The organism is Flavobacterium sp. C4GT6, from assembly GCF_036347315.1.
Taxonomy (GTDB): Bacteria; Bacteroidota; Bacteroidia; order Flavobacteriales; family Flavobacteriaceae; genus Flavobacterium.
The window spans coordinates 114863-132498 of record NZ_JAZGZU010000007.1; the positions used below are offsets into that span (position 1 = coordinate 114863).

Below are 17636 nucleotides of genomic sequence, written 5' to 3' on the forward strand. Positions count from 1 at the left end.
TGGTGTAGTGGATTATAGAATTGCTTTGTAAAACTGTAGTAGGTCGGCTGTAAGGGCTTCCCTGTTCTCTATATGCGCCATGTGTCCATCGTGGTAGGTTATAAGTTTTACGTTAGTACCGTCCAGTTGGCTAAGGCTGTCCTGATAATTCATTACCGGATCTTTTTTACCTAATATCAGGAGTACAGGTATATCTGTAGTGTGTAGTAGTACTTCTCGGTCCTTACGTATTTTCATGCCTTCCAGTGCGGCAACAATTCCCTGAACCGGAGTTTTAAGAGCTTCATTACGCACCATTTCAATCTCTGCTGTTAGGCGTTCCCTGTTTTCTTCGCTAAAAAGATTAGCAATGGCAAGGCGAACAAAGTTGGCATAACTTTGTTTTACAGCATTAATAGCCCTGTCACGGTTATGCTTTCGCTCTTCGCTATCGGCTTTTGAGGTCGAGTTTTGCAATACGATTCCTTTAACCACATCAGGATACAATTCGGCTATTGCCAGCGCCACATATCCACCCATGGAATGTCCTGTAAAAACAGCTTGGGTTATTTCCAACTCTTCCAGTACGGCATATACGGCATCGGCCATATCTTCCATAGTGTGAATGTAACCTATGCAGTCGGTTTGCCCGTGTCCCAAAAGATCTACAGTAATAACACGGTACTGTTTTGAGAATTCGGTTATGTAGTGTTCCCACATATTGCTGTTTTCCAAAAAGCCGTGCAACATTACAAGCACAGGGCCGTTTCCGGTATCGGTATAACTTATGGTGGAGTTTTTATAGTGAATATGTTTCAACTTGTTTTGTGTGAGGGATTAGGGGTAATTGAATGCAAAATTAATCTATCTGTATAGAAAAGAGCAAGTAAAGTTTTGTTAAATAAGTATATTTGAAATACCTAACACACCTTTTCTATGAACAGACTCGTTATTATAGGCAATGGATTTGACCTTGCGCATGGTTTACCAACCGGATACAATCATTTTATTAATGACTATTGGATTAATGTTTTTAATAATGTTAATAATAAAGGAATCTCCTATGATGATGACTTATTTTCCTTAGCATTAACTTTTAAATCTCAACATTCAAGAGAAGTATTAGAATGGTTTCTCGGAATAAAGAATTATAAAGAATTCAAATCTTTTCTAATTAAATGTAAAATGAATAAAAATAGTAGTTTTAGTTTAAGGGTTAGATTTGGGAATAGTTTTTTTCAATCAATTAATGATCACTTTTCAATTAAAAATTGGGTTGATATTGAAAATGAATACTACAGGCTTTTGAAAGGATGTTTGGAAGAGTTTGATGATGTTAAAGTTAAGAAGCTTAATCGTGAGTTTGAGCAGGTAAAAAATCTTTTGGAACAATATTTAAATGAAAATATAAATTCAAGGTTTGACTTCAAATCACCTTCTGAAAATTCAAATCTACTTACAGAATTATTCGACGTTCAAACCAGAAAAACTGATTTGTACTTAAAAGAATTTAGTTATAGAGATCAGGGAGAGGTAAAAAGAAATTTAAGTCAAAGTAAATTAAGCTACGATAATGAAAAAGGAGAGAAATGTTTGTTTTTAAATTTTAATTATACGTCTACGGCTGATAATTATTGTGAAGCGATGAATACTTTTCCTCATATATATGGAGGATGCAGAATAATCCAAATTCATGGTAGGTTAAATGATTCTGAGAATAAAATCAATTTTGGTTTTGGAGATGAAATGGATGATGATTACAAAAAGATTGAGAATAAGGATGATAATGAGTATCTGCGTAACATAAAATCATTTCAGTATCTGCAAAATTCAAATTATAAGGATATGCTTGATTTTGTTGAAAGTGAAATATTTCAGGTATATATAATGGGGCATTCCTGTGGGTTGTCTGATAGGATATTATTAAATAAGATATTCGAACATCATAACTGTAAATCGATAAAAGTCTTCTATTATAAAAATGGCGACTGGGATAACTATACAGAGATAATACAAAACATATCCCGCCATTTTAATAAAAAAGAAATGATGCGGGAAAAGATTGTCAATAAAACCCTTTGCCAGCCTTTGCCGCAAGAGATAAGGTTTAAAGAAAAAAATAACGACTCATAATTATGAGCCGTTATTCTGTTATATCGCAATTAACCAGTGTTTGTTACTGATTCATCAAGCTTTCAATCTCATTTGCTTCAATAGGAATGTTGCGCATAAGGTTAAACGGCTCGCCACTTTCCTGTATTACTACATCATCTTCAAGACGGATACCAAAACCTTCGGCAGGAATATAAATTCCCGGTTCAACCGTAAATACCATATTCGGTTTCATTGGTTCAACCAGTAAACCGTAGTCGTGAGTATCAAGACCTAAGTGGTGAGATGTACCGTGCATAAAATACTTTTTGTACGCAGGCCAGTCCGGGTTTTCGTTCTGTACATCAGCTTTATCTAAAAGACCAAGTCCTAAAAGCTCTGATGTCATTATTTTACCCACTTCCATATGGTACTGTTTCCATAGCGCGCCCGGTACAAGCATTTTTGTAGCCTCGTCCTTAACACGTAGTACGGCATTGTATACCTCTTTCTGTCTGTCGGTAAAACGACCTGATACTGGTATAGTACGCGACATATCACTTGAGTAGTTGGCATATTCGGCACCTACATCAAAAAGAATCAGTTCGCCCTCACGGCATTGCTGGTTGTTCTCCACATAGTGCAGTACGTTAGCATTAGCCCCCGATGCGATAATCGGTCCGTAAGCAAAACCTTTAGAACGGTTACGGATGAACTCATGGATAAATTCGGCTTCAATCTCATATTCCATTACACCCGGTTTGGTGAACGAAAGTATACGGCGGAAACCTTTTTCGGTAATGTCACAAGCCTTTTGCAGTAAGTCAAGCTCTTCACTTTCTTTAATAGAACGAAGGCGTTGCAGTATAGGGTTGCTTTTTGCTACCTGATGTGCAGGGTATTTCTCTTTCCACCATTTTACAAAACGTGCCTCGCGTGTTTCTGTTTGTACAGATGAACGGTAGTGCTCGTTTGTATTAATGTACATGGTATCGCAGTAAGTCATTACCTCAAAAAGTACTTTTTCAAAGTCCTGTAGCCAGTATACGCTTTTAATGCCCGATACTTCAAAGGCACGGTCTTTTGTTAATTTCTCTCCTTCCCAAACAGCGATGTGCTCGTTTGTTTCACGCAGGAAAAGTATTTCACGCAGGTGTTCGTATGGGGCATCCGGGCAAAGTAACAGTATGCTTTCTTCCTGGTCTACACCGCTCAGGTAAAAAATATCACGGTGTTGCTGGAAAGGTATTGTGCTGTCGGCACTAATAGGATAAATATCGTTTGAATTGAATACCGCAACGCTTTTCGGTTTCATTTCTGCCGTAAATTTTTTACGGTTCTTTATAAACAGGTTGCGGTCTATCTGATGGTATTTCATGATAAACGTTTTTTATTTTGAATACCAAAAGTACTAAGATTAAAACGAAATAATGTTAAACGAATAAGGGAGTTTTTTATATTTACTAAAATTAATAGCCACATCATGAGAAAAATGTATTTCGTTTTAGCTGCTTTCCTGTTGGTTTCATCAGTTGGTATGGCGCAAATGAGAAAAAAGGACCCGGCTGAACTCGAAACGGTTAAGTATGCCGGTAAATATACATATGGTGAAGGAACCGACTTCGGGAACGGGGAGGTACTTGTTTACCCCGAGAGCGATTCTACCATTCTTTTCTATATCAATATTGAAGTGGGAGAGCCATCGTATAATATGGGTGACCTGTATGGCAGGGTGAGCATTGTTGATGGGAAGGGTGTTTTTGAGCGTAAAACACAATATTCTGATGATGGGTGTAAATGGAGTATGACCTTTACCGATGATAAACTGATAATTGAGATTTTAGACGAGCAATATGAATGTGGCTTCGGTTATGGGGTTTATGCCGATGGTGAATATGCCCGTAAAAATAATACCATACCGGAGTACTTTGTAGATTTTGCCGATAAGAAACACTACTTTAAAAAGCTTAAAGTTGAAAATGAATAACAGGTATTTAGGCTTTTTGATTGTTATTATTCTTTTTCTTTGCGGTTGTGAGAAGAAAAAAGAAACTATTGAGAGCGAGGTTCCGGTTACTGCTGTTTCAGATACAGTCACTCTTGCTGCCGATGCCAATATTGACCAACAGGATCGTTATGAGCCTCAGCAGAAATCTATTGACGATGAAGGGGCTGTGTTTCTTGGTGATGTTACATTTAAGGTTTTATCTGAATTTACAGATAATGTGTCATTTGAGCAGACAGTTGAAGGTTCAGGAAGAAATGTGAAATTGTTTTATAGAGAAAAAGTAATTCATCTTATTAATACAAAATTACAGGATACAATCACTTTTAGGAAGGAAGATTTTAAAGATAAACTCCCTGATTATGATAATATGATTTTACAATCGGTGCTGATTGATTTTGAAATTATTGATAAATCAATTCCGTTGGTTGTTACGTTTTGCATGCCTGATAGTGATTATTGCTACTTCTTTGATGTTCATTTTATCAATGGTGCTTTGCAGGCTGAAATGATTAATTTAGAGATAGATGGTTAGGAGTATGAAGGATAAATGATTTCTTTACGTTTTTTACTTTTGAAATGTTTATGACTGATATAGAGAATGTTTTTTCAATTTTTCATGATGGGTGTATTTCTGGATATAGTGGGGATATGACCTCACTCAATTTGAAAATTGAATGTGCCTATTTGGCAGAATTGATAAATTTAAACTATAGTTTTTTTTACATAAAACTGTTTGAGGTTAGTCATCTCAGTTTTCAAACATGGCCTAATCTTATTGATTTACCTACAGAACTTGTAATTAAGCCTGAAAAAATTTTTCAGGCAGAACTTGAAATTTTAAGTGCTAATATAAAAGACGATTTGGTCGAGGTAATATGCAATCAGTATGATAAGACTTTTGACTATTGTGGTGGCGTTTTAAGGATTTCGGCTAATAGAATTGAGGTTTGTGACGAGAAAATGAACACTATTTCGCTTGATGAACTCTTTTCAATATGTGATAAGTATTGGGATACATTCCGTTAATAGCGTTACTCTACCCACTTATAATATCTCGCACCTGTTAAGTTAGGTTTTTCTTTTTCTATAGAGTCTAAAACCCATTCGTTATGAGGTTGTAGCAGGCTTGTTTGCTGTTCTTTTTTATGTAAAGCCAAATAGTTTTCAAAATTGATTTCGTGGCTTTTGGCAAGCGTTTCAAAAAGCTGAGCTTTTTCTGTTGCTGCCTTCCATCCGTTTTGTATTGTCCCTTCAAATACTTTTGATTTTGAACCACTTCCGTAGGCAAGGAAACCGAATGTTTTTCCGGTAACATCGTTGCCTTTCTCGTTATACTGACTTAACGCAGATAATAGTCCCATAAATACAGAGCCTGTGTAAAGGTTGCCTATAAGTGACGATGCAGGTTCGGCAGGTTGCATTTTTTGATTTACAAAACTCCTGTATTCGTCGCTTTTGCTTATTTCTTTCAGTTTAGTAGTATAGTCTTCACTTCCTTTTGTTACCATAGGTGTTTCTGCATCTAGTGCAAATATTTCACTAAACATCCTGCGCCCTTGGTAAGCATAAGGTAGGTGCATTATAATGCTTTCCCATCTGTCATAAAGAGAACCTATAATATTGTTAGCTTCCTTAAACCTAAAGTAGGCTTCACGGGTACGGTCAGTATAACATTGGTTGGAATACTGTCCGTCAAATACAGGCTGATCTTTGTGTATTTCAATTTCTGCCTCAAGGTTGCCAAACCATTTATCGTTATTAGTGTTTCCGTTTATGGCTTGTTTTTCTATGGTACGGTACGGTTTAAAAAAGTCGAATACCCCTTTTGTGCTAACAGTCCACTTGTGGTTAAAGGCAATAATCCTTGGGTTAGCGGTTACAAGCATAGCAAGTGCACCTGCGCCCTGAGTGTACTCTCCGGTTGATTCCAAATCATACTTGGCAATATCACTGGTAATCACTACCGCCTTTTGTTCCGGATTTAATCTTACAAAATCAATACAGTTTTGTAAAGCGTCTACGCCACCTATACAGGCAAAAGTTAAATCTACCGTATCGCAATGTGAAAAACTGCCTTCACCATGCAACTGCTCCATTAACGTTACTACAAACGATCCTATGGGTTTAGAGCTGTCAATACCGCTTTCTGTACCTACATATATACGCGAAATCTCTTTAGGGTCAAGATTATTCTCTTTTATAAGCCTGGTAAGTGCATTAGCTGCAAAAACAACAGTGTCCTGATGAGTGTCGGGCAATGTCATTTTTAATAATCCCAGTCCTTTTTCAAGTTTGTCGGGGTCTATATTCCTTGCTTTGGCAAGTGTAGTAATGGGTAAGTGCAGTTTAGCTATATCAAATGCAATAGCATCTATTCCGGTAGTCATTGTATTCTTTTTTGAAAGGTAAAATTACGCAGACCAGTCTAATAATGTGTTTAAAATTATCTGAAGACGGCATTTTTGCGGATTTGAGAATAAACAGGGTCAAAATTTTACAATGTATTAATTTTAAAACACAGTATTATATCTTAATTTGGTCCCGTTTAAAATACCACTATCCTATGAAAAAATTACTGGCATTACTGCTGTTTTTTGCCTTAGCTACTCAGGCTCAGGATAAACAGCCATACCAACTGTACACTAAAGACGGAAAAAAGACTACTTATAAGAAACTTTTAAAGAAAGCCAGAGAAGCCCAGGTAGTGCTTTTTGGTGAATATCATGACAATTCGTTAGTACACTGGCTCCAATTGGAATTTACGAAAGATATGGCTGCGCAAAAATATCTGGTACTAGGGGCAGAGATGTTTGAAGCCGATAATCAGGACGAGCTACAGCAGTATCTTGATGGTGAGATTGACCAGAAAGCGCTTGATACCGTTGCGCGTTTATGGAGTAATTATAAAACAGATTACAAGCCTATTGTTGACTATGCTAAGGAGAATAATATCCCTTTTATAGCTACCAATGTTCCGCGTAGGTATGCCAGTCAGGTATATAAGCAGGGAATTGAATCTCTGGAATTACTTAGTGATGAAGAAAAAAGCTGGATAGCGCCTTTACCAATACCGTATGATGGTACTTTGCCGGGCTATAAAAAGATGATGGAAATGATGGGTGGCCACGGTGGTGAGAATATGCCAAAGGCGCAGGCTATAAAAGATGCGACCATGGCGCATTTTATTACCGAAAATATAAAAGATGGTTATGTTTTTATCCATTTTAACGGAACATATCACAGTGATAATTTTGAAGGAATTTCGTGGTATCTAAAACAAAATGATCCCAGTGTAAAGGTGATTACAATATCGTCGGTTTCCCAAAAAGCCGTCTCGAAGCTGGAAGAAGAAAACAAGGGAAAAGCCGATTTTATATTGGTTGTTGATGAGGATATGACCAAAACTCATTAATAAAGGTCTAAAAATGTATAGGCGTATTGTGATTTTATTGTACTTTTTAAAGTTTTTTAAGATTAAAAAGATATTTCGCAAAATTTTACTGAAAAAAATGCATAAAATCGCCCTACTTTATACTGATTATAAATTAGCTCTCAAAGGTTGTAGTTAATTTCTTTTACCTTTATTTTTGTATGATTTTTTAAAAAACTATATTTCACAAATACTATGGCAAAATCTGCACTATTGAAGTCGTCGCTTGCAAAAAAATACTGGATGGCTTTGACAGGTTTATTTTTATGTTTGTTCTTAATCGGACACTTAATAGGTAACCTTCAATTGCTTGCAACAGGAGAAAACGCGGCTCTTAATTTCAACAAGTATGCGTTGTTTATGACAACTAACCCAGCGGTAAAATTACTGTCTTACCTAACTTACTTCTCAATCCTTTTTCACGCTGTAGACGGGATATTGCTTACAGTACAAAACAAAAAAGCAAGGCCTGTAGGCTATGTTAAAAACAGTGCTTCAAGCAATACGGTTTGGGCTTCCAGAAACATGGCGGTTTTAGGTACTTTGATTTTAGTTTTCATCGTTACGCATATGGTTAACTTTTGGGCAGTAATGCATTTTGATAAAAATATGCCGCTTCAAAAGGTTGAAATCGAAGTTGGTGGTATGAAGCAGGATCTTTACCTTACTACAGATGGCGGTTACATGCCTGTAGCTCAGGTTGAGCAGGGTAATATAGAAATTAAGAACAGAACTCAGTTTTATGATGCTAATGCTCATGTAAAACTTAAAGAAGGTTACAAAGATCTTTATAAAGTAACTGTAGATTTCTTTAAACATGAAAAATGGGGTTTAATTGCCACTATACTATATGTATTTGCAATGTTTGTTTTAGCATTCCACCTGTACCACGGGTTTAGCAGTGCTTTCCAATCGTTAGGATTAAATAATCCAAAATACAATTCACTTATCAAAAATTTCGGAAAGGCATTTTCTGTAGTAGTACCGCTTTTATTTGCTTCTATTCCGGTTTTTATTCACTTTATTCTAAAATAAATCAACATCAATACTATGAAGTTAGATTCTAAAATACCAGAAGGGCATATATCAGACAAATGGACGGATTACAAAGACCATTTAAAACTGGTTGCTCCAAACAACAGACCTAAAATTGATGTAATTGTTGTAGGTACAGGTTTAGCAGGAGCTTCGGCTGCAGCTTCACTTGGTGAGATGGGGTACAATGTAAAAGCTTTTTGTTTTCAGGATTCTCCACGTCGTGCGCACTCAATCGCTGCACAGGGTGGTATTAATGCTGCAAAAAATTATCAAAATGATGGTGACAGCGTTTACAGGCTGTTTTACGATACAATTAAAGGAGGAGACTACAGGGCACGTGAGGCAAATGTTCACCGTCTTGCAGAGGTTTCCGGTAATATTATAGACCAGTGTGTGGCTCAGGGTGTTCCGTTTGCACGTGATTACGGCGGACTTCTTGATAACCGTTCATTTGGTGGTGTACAGGTACAGCGTACTTTTTATGCTGCAGGACAAACAGGTCAGCAGCTTTTATTAGGAGCTTACTCAGCACTTTCAAGACAAATCGGTCTTGGTCGTGTACAAATGTACAACCGTCACGAAATGCTTGACATCGTTAAGGTAGACGGTAAAGCTCGTGGTATCATTGCACGTAACCTGCTTACAGGTGAGCTTGAAAGACATTCTGCTCACGCGGTGATTATCGCATCAGGTGGTTACGGTAACGTTTATTTCCTTTCTACAAATGCAATGGGAAGTAACGTAACAGCTGCCTGGAAAATACATAAAAAAGGTGCTTACTTCGCTAACCCTTGTTATGTACAAATTCACCCAACATGTATCCCGGTTCACGGTACTAACCAGTCTAAGCTTACGCTTATGTCTGAGTCATTACGTAACTCAGGGCGTATTTGGGTTCCTAAGAAAAAAGAAGATGCTGAGGCTATTCGTGCAGGTAAATTAAAACCAACACAAATTGCAGAGGCTGACAGAGATTACTACCTGGAGAGAAGATATCCTGCTTTTGGTAACCTTGTACCGCGTGACGTTGCATCGAGAGCTGCAAAAGAGCGTTGTGATGCCGGTTATGGTATTGAGGATAACGATACAAACGAAGGTGTATATCTTGATTTCTCTTCAGAGATTGTAAGCAAAGGTAAACAAACCGCTTACGCTCAGGGTAACCATAATCCAAGTGATGAAGAGGTGATCAAACTTGGTAAGCAATGGATTGAGGAGAAATATGGTAACCTTTTCCAGATGTACCAAAAAATTACTGATGAAAACCCTTATGAAACACCAATGAAAATTTATCCTGCGGTACACTATACCATGGGTGGTGTTTGGGTTGACTATAACCTGCAAAGTACAATTCCGGGTTGTTTTGTTGCCGGTGAGGCTAACTTCTCTGACCACGGTGCTAACCGCTTAGGTGCTTCTGCACTTATGCAGGGTCTTGCAGATGGTTACTTTGTACTTCCTTACACTGTTTCTGATTACCTTGCCAACGACATTCGTACAGGTAAAATCTCAACAGACTCACCGGAGTTTGCTGAAGCAGAAAACAGCGTAAAAGCACAAATCGATAAATTCCTTAGCAATAACGGTTCTAAATCGGTAGATCATTTCCACAAACAGCTGGGGCACATTATGTGGAACAAAGTGGGTATGGCCCGTAACGAGCAGGGACTTAAAGAGGCTATAAATGAGATAGACCAACTTAGAAAAGAGTTCCATAATGATGTTTATGTACCGGGTACTGCTAATGAGCTTAATACCGAGCTTGAAAAAGCACTTCGTGTTGCCGATTTCATGGAACTTGGTCAGCTAATGGCAATGGATGCTTTACAACGTAAAGAATCTGCCGGAGGTCACTTTAGGGAAGAGTACCAGGATTCTGAAGGAGAGACGTTACGTGATGACGAAAACTTCTCTTTCGTAGGAGCTTGGGAATACCAGGGAGATGATATCAATAAAGAAACGTTGCATAAAGAGGAGCTTAACTATGAGTTTATCAAAATTGCAGCAAGGAATTACAAATAAAAAACTAGAGAGATGGCTTCAAAATATATAAACATAACCCTTAAAATCTGGCGTCAGAAAGATGCTAAATCTAAAGGACAAATAGAGACTTACAAGCTTGATAATGTTTCTACAAGCAGCTCATTCCTTGAAATGCTTGACCAGTTAAACGAGCAGCTTGTAGGAGAGAGAAAAGAACCTGTAGCGTTTGACCACGACTGTCGTGAAGGTATTTGTGGTATGTGTTCGCTTTACATTAATGGTAGAGCTCACGGACCTGATACTAAAATCACTACATGTCAGCTGCACATGAGGTCTTTTAAAGATGGCGATACAATTTATGTTGAACCATGGAGATCTAAAGCTTTCCCTGTAATTAAAGATCTTATTGTTGACAGAACTGCGTTTGACAGAATCCAACAGGCAGGTGGTTTCGTTTCTGTAAACACTTCAGGCCGTACTATGGATGCTAACGCAATCCCTGTATCTAAGCATGATGCAGACAGATCGTTTGAAGCTGCTGCATGTATTGGTTGTGGTGCTTGTGTGGCTAGTTGTAAAAACGGTTCTGCTATGCTGTTTGTAGGTGCTAAAGTATCTCAGTATGCTTTATTACCACAAGGTAAGATAGAGGCTACTCAACGTGTACTTAACATGGTAAGACAAATGGATGAGGAAGGATTTGGTAACTGTACTAATACAGGTGCTTGTGAGGTTGAATGTCCTAAAGGAATTTCTCTTGAGAACATTGCCCGTATGAACAGAGAGTACCTTGTGGCAAGTATCAAATAAGAATATCATTTTATATCGATATAAAAAAGCACCCGATTGGGTGCTTTTTTATTTATATGTGCTTTTGTTTAATCTGTGGTGTCTCCTGCTTCATTGGCTACGCCTTCCAGGAAGGAAACAAAGTTGTCTTCATGGTTTACATTAAGCTTTTTTCGAACCCTGTAACGGGCGTTCTCCACGCCTCGCAGGGAAATGTTCAGCAGGGGTGATATTTCCTTATTAGTAAGGTTCATTTTAACGAAAGCGCATAGCCTAAGTTCTCTCTTGGTAAGGGTAGGGTTTAATTCCTTTAATCTTTCGAAGAAATTGTGGTGTACCTTTTCAAAGTTCACATCAAAAACCTCCATGTATTCTTCTCCAATTTTATGTTGATTAAGCTTTTGGAACATCTCCAGTATCTTTTTACGGGAGTCTTCATTTTTGACGCTTTCTTTTAGTTGCTTTAGGTCATCGGTAATTTCAGAGAAAATATCTTTTTTGCTTGCCAGTAGCATAGTGTAATTAGCTAGCTCCTTACTCTTATTCAGTACATCTTCCTCCAGATGCATTTTGTCACGTTTAATCTCTTCCTTGTCGCGTTGTAACTTTAGCTGCTCCAGTTCCAGTTCCAGCATTTTTTTAGTGCGCTGAGCCTCTTTTTGGCTTTTTTGGTGTTCCCTTTCCATACGCTTACTGATGTAGCGTATAATCATAAATAAAAGTAATATAGCACCTATTATATATAGTGCGTAAGCTAATGTAGTTTGATACCATTTAGGTAGTATAGTGAACTTGTATACAGTCTCGGTGCCGGTAAGTCCGGCGGTGTTGCGGCTTTTTACCTTAAAACTATAATTACCCGGCCTAAGGTGGGTGTATTCCTTATAAGCAATGTTTTGCCATGTAGACCAGTTTTTGTCCACATTTTCCAGTATATAACTATACTGTACCTCGGTGCCATGAGTCATTTTTGGTGTGGCAAACTCAAAACGTAATATATCGGTTTGGTTAGGTAGCGTAGCTTCTTCAATGGTTGAAAGCGGTAATAATTTAAGTTCCTGGTCTTTTGAATAAGATATTTGGGTTATTATAGTATTAATACCTTCGCTGTTTTTATTACTTTCTATATTGTAGAGATACAGTCCTGTTGTGGTTCCAAACAACACCTTGTTAGGGTTAAGGCTTACAATACATTCCATGCCACGGTTAAAATTTCCTTTAAGGTTCAGGAAAAGGTCTTTGTGCAGGCTTGGGTGTTTCTCGTTGGTAAAAAAGTAGCCTGCCTCATCGTCCTGTACAAACCAGGTCTTGTCACCATATTCAGTAAGTTTACGTGTGTTTTTACTGCTGTCTAATATTGAGTTGAGTTGTGCGTGGGGCTCAAATCGGTTGTTGTTGGAATTGAAGCGATATATTCCGGTATTGGTAGTAAATACAACCTCGTTTTTCCAGCGGGTAACATTCACGTTAAAAGATGATCCGAGTCCGTTTTTATTGGTGAAATGGTCAACAGAGCTTACTCTTTCATAAGTAGTGTTAATCCTTATCCTGAAAACCCCTTTATAGCCGTGGCAAATCCAGTAAGTGTCGTTTTCATCTGAAGCCATAATATCACGTGACGATTCGTCAAAACCGGTTATTTTGTTATGTAATATCCATTCGCCTTCATTCTTTTCCAACAGGTAAATCCCATTGTATTGTGAGGCAAGGTAAAAGCCTTTTTTATTTTTTATAGGTGTGGCTTTCCAGAAGCCGTTTGTATTGCCAATTTTAGAAGCCTGTCCGTTTTCAATTTTAAAAAGGCCATTATCGTGTCCGGCAATAATGTCTCCGTCTAAAAGCTGTACCGACCATGCCTGCCCGTGAAGGTTAGGCACTTTTTTAAAATCAAGCGCCTGTGAACCTGAGTTTTGTGTAGAATAATACACACCCTGATTGGTTGCCAGATAATAAGTGTTGTTATGAACAAGAGCATCGTATACCGAGGCTTTATTGAACAGGTATGTGTATGGTGATTTAAAATCTATAAAAGCAAGACCAATGTTTTGCATGGCCCATACATTGTTTGAAGCTGTTTTGTAGAGTTGATGTATTACAGCATCCTGCAAGTTTTGAAATACCGCAGGTGTTTTAAGTACTTCGCCCTGATTGTTTATTACCAGTATTTTTGAGCTCAAAGTTCCAAGAAAAATAGCATCTGCTGAGTATCGTATGGCCGATATGATTTGGTCTTTTGGTAGGTTGGTAAAAACGTTATTCAGTAACTGCATAGTACCGGTTTCCGGATTACCTTCATACACGTTTCCAGATTTTACAGTTACCAGTATTTTGCCTCCTGCTTCCGGAAGTATAGCCGATATTTCCTCGTTGTTATATTCGGTTGAAGGGAATACTAAAGTAAGTTCCCTGCCTTTATTGTCCAGTTTTAAAATGCCATGATTTACATCCTGTATATAGTAGCTGTTTCCGGCAAGGTTAGAGTAGATAAATGAATTAGCCGCCGGGATATGCGTTGCTGTTTTTCCGGTAATAACTATAAGTTCATCAAAAGAACGGCACAGTAGTTTATTGTTAAGGGCATGTATTTGCCAAATGTTTTCAATATTTCTGTTCTCTAGCTGGAGGTCTTCCATCAGGGACTTGTAAAAGTACCTTCCGTTATTGTCTTTTTGTATGGTGCCTATCTCGTTGTAGCCTCCGGCATATACCATGTTGTCATGGCCTATTTGCAAGCTCCTGACAGATGAGTTGTTAGGCAGATTTATTTTTTGCCAGTGTTCTCCGTCAAAAATTACTACCCCGTCATTATTACCAAAAAAAATTGTGCCACTACTGTCTTCGCACATGGTCCAAAACTGCGGATCGGCATTAAAATCGTTTCGGGTATACTGTTTTATTTTTCCGGTAAAAGCCTGATTAGGTTTTATGGAGTCCTGTCCAAAAAACGATAAATGAAAAAAAAGGAGGGCGAAAATGTAGAAAATGTTTTTTTTCATGTGCTTTGTTAAGGCTTTGTCATCACTTTGTTAAATAAAAATAAGCGAAAACGTTGTAAAAATAGCTTTTTAAGGGAAAGCAAAGCTATTAAAAAGATTGAAATACGCAATTATTTTTTTCTTTTAAAAAATTGGTTATTAGTTTTTTGTAAAAAAAAAGTAACTAAAAAAGTAGTGCTTTTTTAAGAGTGGTGTAAATAAAGTGTATTCAATTTTTAACCCTGTTCTTTACATAATTATAATTTGGCACCTATCAAAATTAAACCGAAAACGATTTCGGCTTTACTAAAACCGGACTTTTCTCAATTTGGCCATTTGGGAAATTCTGAATAGCAAAGTAAGTTGTTGTTTTCATTAATTTAAATAACTCTAACTTAAAATCTATGGGATTCAAAAACTACTTAATTTTAATTGTGTTGTGTTTTACGACCGCAGCTTTCGCACAGTCTATTGATGTGAAAGGTAGTGTTGTGGACGACGCAACAGGTATTACCCTACCGGGCGTTAATATACTGGTAAAAGGTAAGCAGGCTAATGCATCTACAGACATGGACGGTAACTTTGTTATTAAGGCCGATGCAGGTGATGTATTAGTATTTAGTTATATCGGATACGGAACAAAAGAAGTTCTTGTAATTGATAACCGAACTATTGAGGTAAGAATGGCAGAAGATGCCACACTTCTTAACGAGGTGGTTGTTGTAGGTTATGGTTCGCAGGATAAAAAAGATATTACAGGTGCAGTTGCAACTATTGATGGTGAGAAGTTTGAAAACCGTGTAAACAACCAGGTAAGCAGCCTTATACAGGGACAGGCAGCCGGTGTTCAGGTTATTTCTAACTCGGGTAAACCGGGTGGAGGATTTAGCGTACGTGTACGTGGTACAAGTTCAATTGCAGGGGGCAGTGACCCTATTTATGTGATAGATGGTGTTGTAACATCAGATACCCGTTCTCTTAATCCGGCCGATATCGAAAGCATGTCTATACTTAAAGATGCTTCGGCGGCTGCAATTTACGGTTCTCAGGGTAGTAATGGTGTTGTAATCATTACCACTAAACAAGGTAAATCAGAGAAACCGGTTATTAGTTATGATACTTATGTAGGTTTCCAGAGTGTATGGAAAAAACTTGATGTGCTTAACGCTGCTCAGTATAGAGATTTAATGGAGGAGATGGGTAGAAATACCAACTGGGACTTATATACCGCCGATACTAACTGGCAGGATGAAGTATTCCAAACAGGTTTCTCTAACAGTCACCAAATATCGGTTTCAGGTAAATCAAACAAAACTTCATACTACATGTCCGGAGGTCTTGTAAGCCAGGAAGGTGCAGTAAGAAGTGCTGAAATGAAAAGAAAAACATTTAAGGTTAACCTTTCTCAGGAAGTTGCAGACTGGCTGAAAGTAGGTACTAACTTTAACTATGTTGATTATAATGATGTTGATGTGACCGATAACTCTGCCGTTAATCAGGGAGGTGTTATCCTTGGGGTGCTTACTACTCCGCAAAACATTGGTATCTATAATGAGAACGGAACCTTTACAAGTAACCCGTTCCAGGATTGGGAAAACCCTATTTCAAGTACCGATGCAGCTCAGAGAGGTTACAGAAACCAAAGAGTTTTTGGTAATGTATATACCGAAATTAACTTCCTTAAAGGATTAAAATTCAGATCGGCTTTAGGTATCGATTTCAGCAGTGCGAAAAGCGATTATTTCCTAAACCCTTATACTACAAGTTACGGACGTGCCATGAAAGGTATAAGCCGTTACCAAACATGGTTAAACAACTACTACAACTTCGAGAATACATTAACATATACTCTTGATGTTAAAAAACACCATTTTGAGGCTCTTGCCGGTACAGTGTACCAAAAATGGCGTGCAGAGAACAGTAGTATAGAAACAAGAAACTTTGCAGGAGATGCTATCTCTACTCCAAACGGGGGTTCGCAAATTGTTACGGCTACTGCTGATAAGACAGAGCAGGTTAACTCATCTGTAATTTCGAGAGTAAACTATGGTTTTGACGATAAATACCTTTTAACGGCTAACTTCAGGGCAGATGGTTCTACTAAATTCGGACCAAACCAAAAATGGGGTTACTTCCCGTCGTTCTCGGCAGGATGGAGAATTTCAAACGAAGAGTTTTTCTCAAATATAAAAGCAGTAAACGATTTAAAACTTAGAGCAGGTTGGGGTCTTGTAGGTAACGATACAGGTATTGCAAACTATGCTTGGTACGGTACTGTGGTTCCGGGTTCTAACTATCCTATTGGCGGAGCTGCACAGCCGGGTAACTATCCGGGAAGAATCCAGAATGAAGATTTGAAATGGGAGGCTTCAGAGCAACTTAACATCGGTATCGATTTAGCGTTGTTTAATAACAGAATACGTTTCACAGCCGATTATTATAAGAAAAACAGTAACGACCTGTTACTATATGTGCCAATACCAAGATCTACAGGTTTTGATACAGCATTAATGAATGCTGGTGAAATTGAAAACAAAGGTTTTGAATTTGCTGTGAGTTCTGTAAACATGGATGGTGATTTTAGATGGACAACAGATCTTAATATTTCTTTCAACAGAAATAAAATTACAAGTCTTGTAGGTGAAACAGTTTCTGCAGGTAATGTTGCAGGAAGAGGTGATGCAGTTCGCCTTGAGGAAGGTCAGCCGGTAGGTACTTTTTACGGATATGAGTGGGGTGGTGTAGATTCGGCTACTGGTGATGTATACTACATAGGTGCAGATGGAGAAGCAACTTTTAACCCTACAGATGATGACCGTAAGATAATTGGTAACCCTAACCCTGATTTTATTTATGGTGTAACTAATAATCTTGGCTACAAAAACTTTAACCTTAATATATTCTTCCAAGGATCTCAGGGTAACGATATTTTTAATGCTACAAGAATTGAGACCGAAAGTATGATTAACTCTAAAAACCAGTCGACAGCAGTATTAGACCGCTGGCAACAGCCTGGTGATGTCACTGATATCCCAAGAGTATCTACAGATGGTAGTATTGCTAACTCAAGAATTTCTTCAAGATATATTGAAGACGGATCATACCTAAGACTTAAAGCGATAACATTAAGCTACAACTTTACTAAAAATGTTACCGATAAAATAGGTCTTAGTAACCTAAGTATATATACTACAGGAGAGAACCTGTTTACTATAACAAACTACAAAGGTTTTGACCCAGAGGTGAACTTTGCAGGAAACAGTACTCAGGTATATGGTATAGATTACGGAACATACCCACAAACCAGAAACATAATTTTTGGTATCAGGGCATCACTTTAATT

13 protein-coding genes are annotated in these 17636 nt (G+C 37.8%); 9 read left to right on the forward strand and 4 right to left on the reverse strand.

Translation table 11 applies throughout. The features are described from left to right. Nucleotides 1-12 precede the first annotated feature (12 nt). On the reverse strand, nucleotides 13-798 hold the full coding sequence (locus V3Z67_RS10385) for an alpha/beta fold hydrolase (protein ID WP_330443239.1): 786 nt from the start codon (nucleotides 796-798) through the stop codon (nucleotides 13-15). A gap of 117 nt (nucleotides 799-915) precedes the next feature. Between V3Z67_RS10385 and V3Z67_RS10390 the strand changes: the two genes are divergently transcribed. After that, nucleotides 916-2112, forward strand: a complete 1197-nt coding sequence (locus V3Z67_RS10390) for an AbiH family protein (protein ID WP_330443240.1) — start codon at nucleotides 916-918, stop codon at nucleotides 2110-2112. Between the two features lie 43 nt (nucleotides 2113-2155). Here V3Z67_RS10390 and V3Z67_RS10395 read toward each other — a convergent pair whose 3' ends face one another. After that, entirely contained in the window at nucleotides 2156-3448 is a 1293-nt protein-coding gene (locus V3Z67_RS10395) for an aminopeptidase P family protein (protein WP_330443241.1), read from the reverse strand. A 105-nt stretch (nucleotides 3449-3553) separates the two neighbouring features. On the opposite strand from V3Z67_RS10395, the gene V3Z67_RS10400 reads away from it, so the two are divergent. The 3 genes from V3Z67_RS10400 to V3Z67_RS10410 all read left to right on the forward strand — a co-directional run bounded on the left by V3Z67_RS10400 (nucleotide 3554) and on the right by V3Z67_RS10410 (nucleotide 5104). Next, a complete protein-coding gene (locus V3Z67_RS10400) occupies nucleotides 3554-4057 on the forward strand; it encodes a hypothetical protein (RefSeq protein ID WP_330443242.1) in 504 nt (167 codons plus the stop codon). Beyond that, the gene (locus tag V3Z67_RS10405) at nucleotides 4050-4610 is read left to right on the forward strand and encodes a hypothetical protein (protein ID WP_330443243.1); all 561 of its coding nucleotides are present in this window, start codon (nucleotides 4050-4052) and stop codon (nucleotides 4608-4610) included. The genes V3Z67_RS10400 and V3Z67_RS10405 overlap by 8 nt, the downstream gene beginning before the upstream one ends. 152 nt (nucleotides 4611-4762) lie before the next feature. After that, the gene (locus V3Z67_RS10410; protein WP_330443244.1) at nucleotides 4763-5104 is read left to right on the forward strand and encodes a hypothetical protein; all 342 of its coding nucleotides are present in this window, start codon (nucleotides 4763-4765) and stop codon (nucleotides 5102-5104) included. 5 nt (nucleotides 5105-5109) lie between these two features. Here V3Z67_RS10410 and V3Z67_RS10415 read toward each other — a convergent pair whose 3' ends face one another. Beyond that, a complete protein-coding gene (locus tag V3Z67_RS10415) occupies nucleotides 5110-6465 on the reverse strand; it encodes a hydroxymethylglutaryl-CoA synthase family protein (protein ID WP_330443245.1) in 1356 nt (451 codons plus the stop codon). 176 nt (nucleotides 6466-6641) lie between these two features. On the opposite strand from V3Z67_RS10415, the gene V3Z67_RS10420 reads away from it, so the two are divergent. The 4 genes from V3Z67_RS10420 to V3Z67_RS10435 all read left to right on the forward strand — a co-directional run bounded on the left by V3Z67_RS10420 (nucleotide 6642) and on the right by V3Z67_RS10435 (nucleotide 11339). Beyond that, entirely contained in the window at nucleotides 6642-7490 is an 849-nt protein-coding gene (locus tag V3Z67_RS10420) for a ChaN family lipoprotein (protein ID WP_330443246.1), read from the forward strand. A 213-nt stretch (nucleotides 7491-7703) separates the two neighbouring features. Then, on the forward strand, nucleotides 7704-8543 hold the full coding sequence (locus V3Z67_RS10425) for a succinate dehydrogenase cytochrome b subunit (RefSeq protein ID WP_330443247.1): 840 nt from the start codon (nucleotides 7704-7706) through the stop codon (nucleotides 8541-8543). Nucleotides 8544-8558: 15 nt separating this feature from the next. Continuing rightward, nucleotides 8559-10568 (forward strand): fumarate reductase/succinate dehydrogenase flavoprotein subunit, encoded by a 2010-nt coding sequence (locus V3Z67_RS10430; protein ID WP_330443248.1) that lies wholly within the window; start codon nucleotides 8559-8561, stop codon nucleotides 10566-10568. A 12-nt stretch (nucleotides 10569-10580) separates the two neighbouring features. Next, on the forward strand, nucleotides 10581-11339 hold the full coding sequence (locus V3Z67_RS10435) for a succinate dehydrogenase/fumarate reductase iron-sulfur subunit (RefSeq protein WP_330443249.1): 759 nt from the start codon (nucleotides 10581-10583) through the stop codon (nucleotides 11337-11339). A gap of 68 nt (nucleotides 11340-11407) precedes the next feature. On the opposite strand, the gene V3Z67_RS10440 is transcribed toward V3Z67_RS10435, so the two are convergent. Next, nucleotides 11408-14314: a helix-turn-helix and ligand-binding sensor domain-containing protein gene (locus V3Z67_RS10440; protein ID WP_330443250.1), complete on the reverse strand. Its 2907-nt coding sequence runs from the start codon at nucleotides 14312-14314 to the stop codon at nucleotides 11408-11410. Nucleotides 14315-14697: 383 nt separating this feature from the next. Between V3Z67_RS10440 and V3Z67_RS10445 the strand changes: the two genes are divergently transcribed. Beyond that, the gene (locus V3Z67_RS10445; protein WP_330443251.1) at nucleotides 14698-17634 is read left to right on the forward strand and encodes a SusC/RagA family TonB-linked outer membrane protein; all 2937 of its coding nucleotides are present in this window, start codon (nucleotides 14698-14700) and stop codon (nucleotides 17632-17634) included. Nucleotides 17635-17636: the final 2 nt, after the last annotated feature.

What these genes read in the sequence shown, in the direction of transcription:
- V3Z67_RS10440 (WP_330443250.1), bottom strand. Translation starts at nt 14,314, where the DNA reads ATGAAAAAAAACATTTTCTACATTTTCGCCCTCCTTTTTTTTCATTTA.
- V3Z67_RS10400 (WP_330443242.1), top strand. Translation starts at nt 3,554, where the DNA reads ATGAGAAAAATGTATTTCGTTTTAGCTGCTTTCCTGTTGGTTTCATCA.
- V3Z67_RS10405 (WP_330443243.1), top strand. Translation starts at nt 4,050, where the DNA reads ATGAATAACAGGTATTTAGGCTTTTTGATTGTTATTATTCTTTTTCTT.
- V3Z67_RS10415 (WP_330443245.1), bottom strand. Translation starts at nt 6,465, where the DNA reads ATGACTACCGGAATAGATGCTATTGCATTTGATATAGCTAAACTGCAC.
- V3Z67_RS10445 (WP_330443251.1), top strand. Translation starts at nt 14,698, where the DNA reads ATGGGATTCAAAAACTACTTAATTTTAATTGTGTTGTGTTTTACGACC.
- V3Z67_RS10395 (WP_330443241.1), bottom strand. Translation starts at nt 3,448, where the DNA reads ATGAAATACCATCAGATAGACCGCAACCTGTTTATAAAGAACCGTAAA.
- V3Z67_RS10420 (WP_330443246.1), top strand. Translation starts at nt 6,642, where the DNA reads ATGAAAAAATTACTGGCATTACTGCTGTTTTTTGCCTTAGCTACTCAG.
- V3Z67_RS10430 (WP_330443248.1), top strand. Translation starts at nt 8,559, where the DNA reads ATGAAGTTAGATTCTAAAATACCAGAAGGGCATATATCAGACAAATGG.
- V3Z67_RS10390 (WP_330443240.1), top strand. Translation starts at nt 916, where the DNA reads ATGAACAGACTCGTTATTATAGGCAATGGATTTGACCTTGCGCATGGT.
- V3Z67_RS10425 (WP_330443247.1), top strand. Translation starts at nt 7,704, where the DNA reads ATGGCAAAATCTGCACTATTGAAGTCGTCGCTTGCAAAAAAATACTGG.
- V3Z67_RS10435 (WP_330443249.1), top strand. Translation starts at nt 10,581, where the DNA reads ATGGCTTCAAAATATATAAACATAACCCTTAAAATCTGGCGTCAGAAA.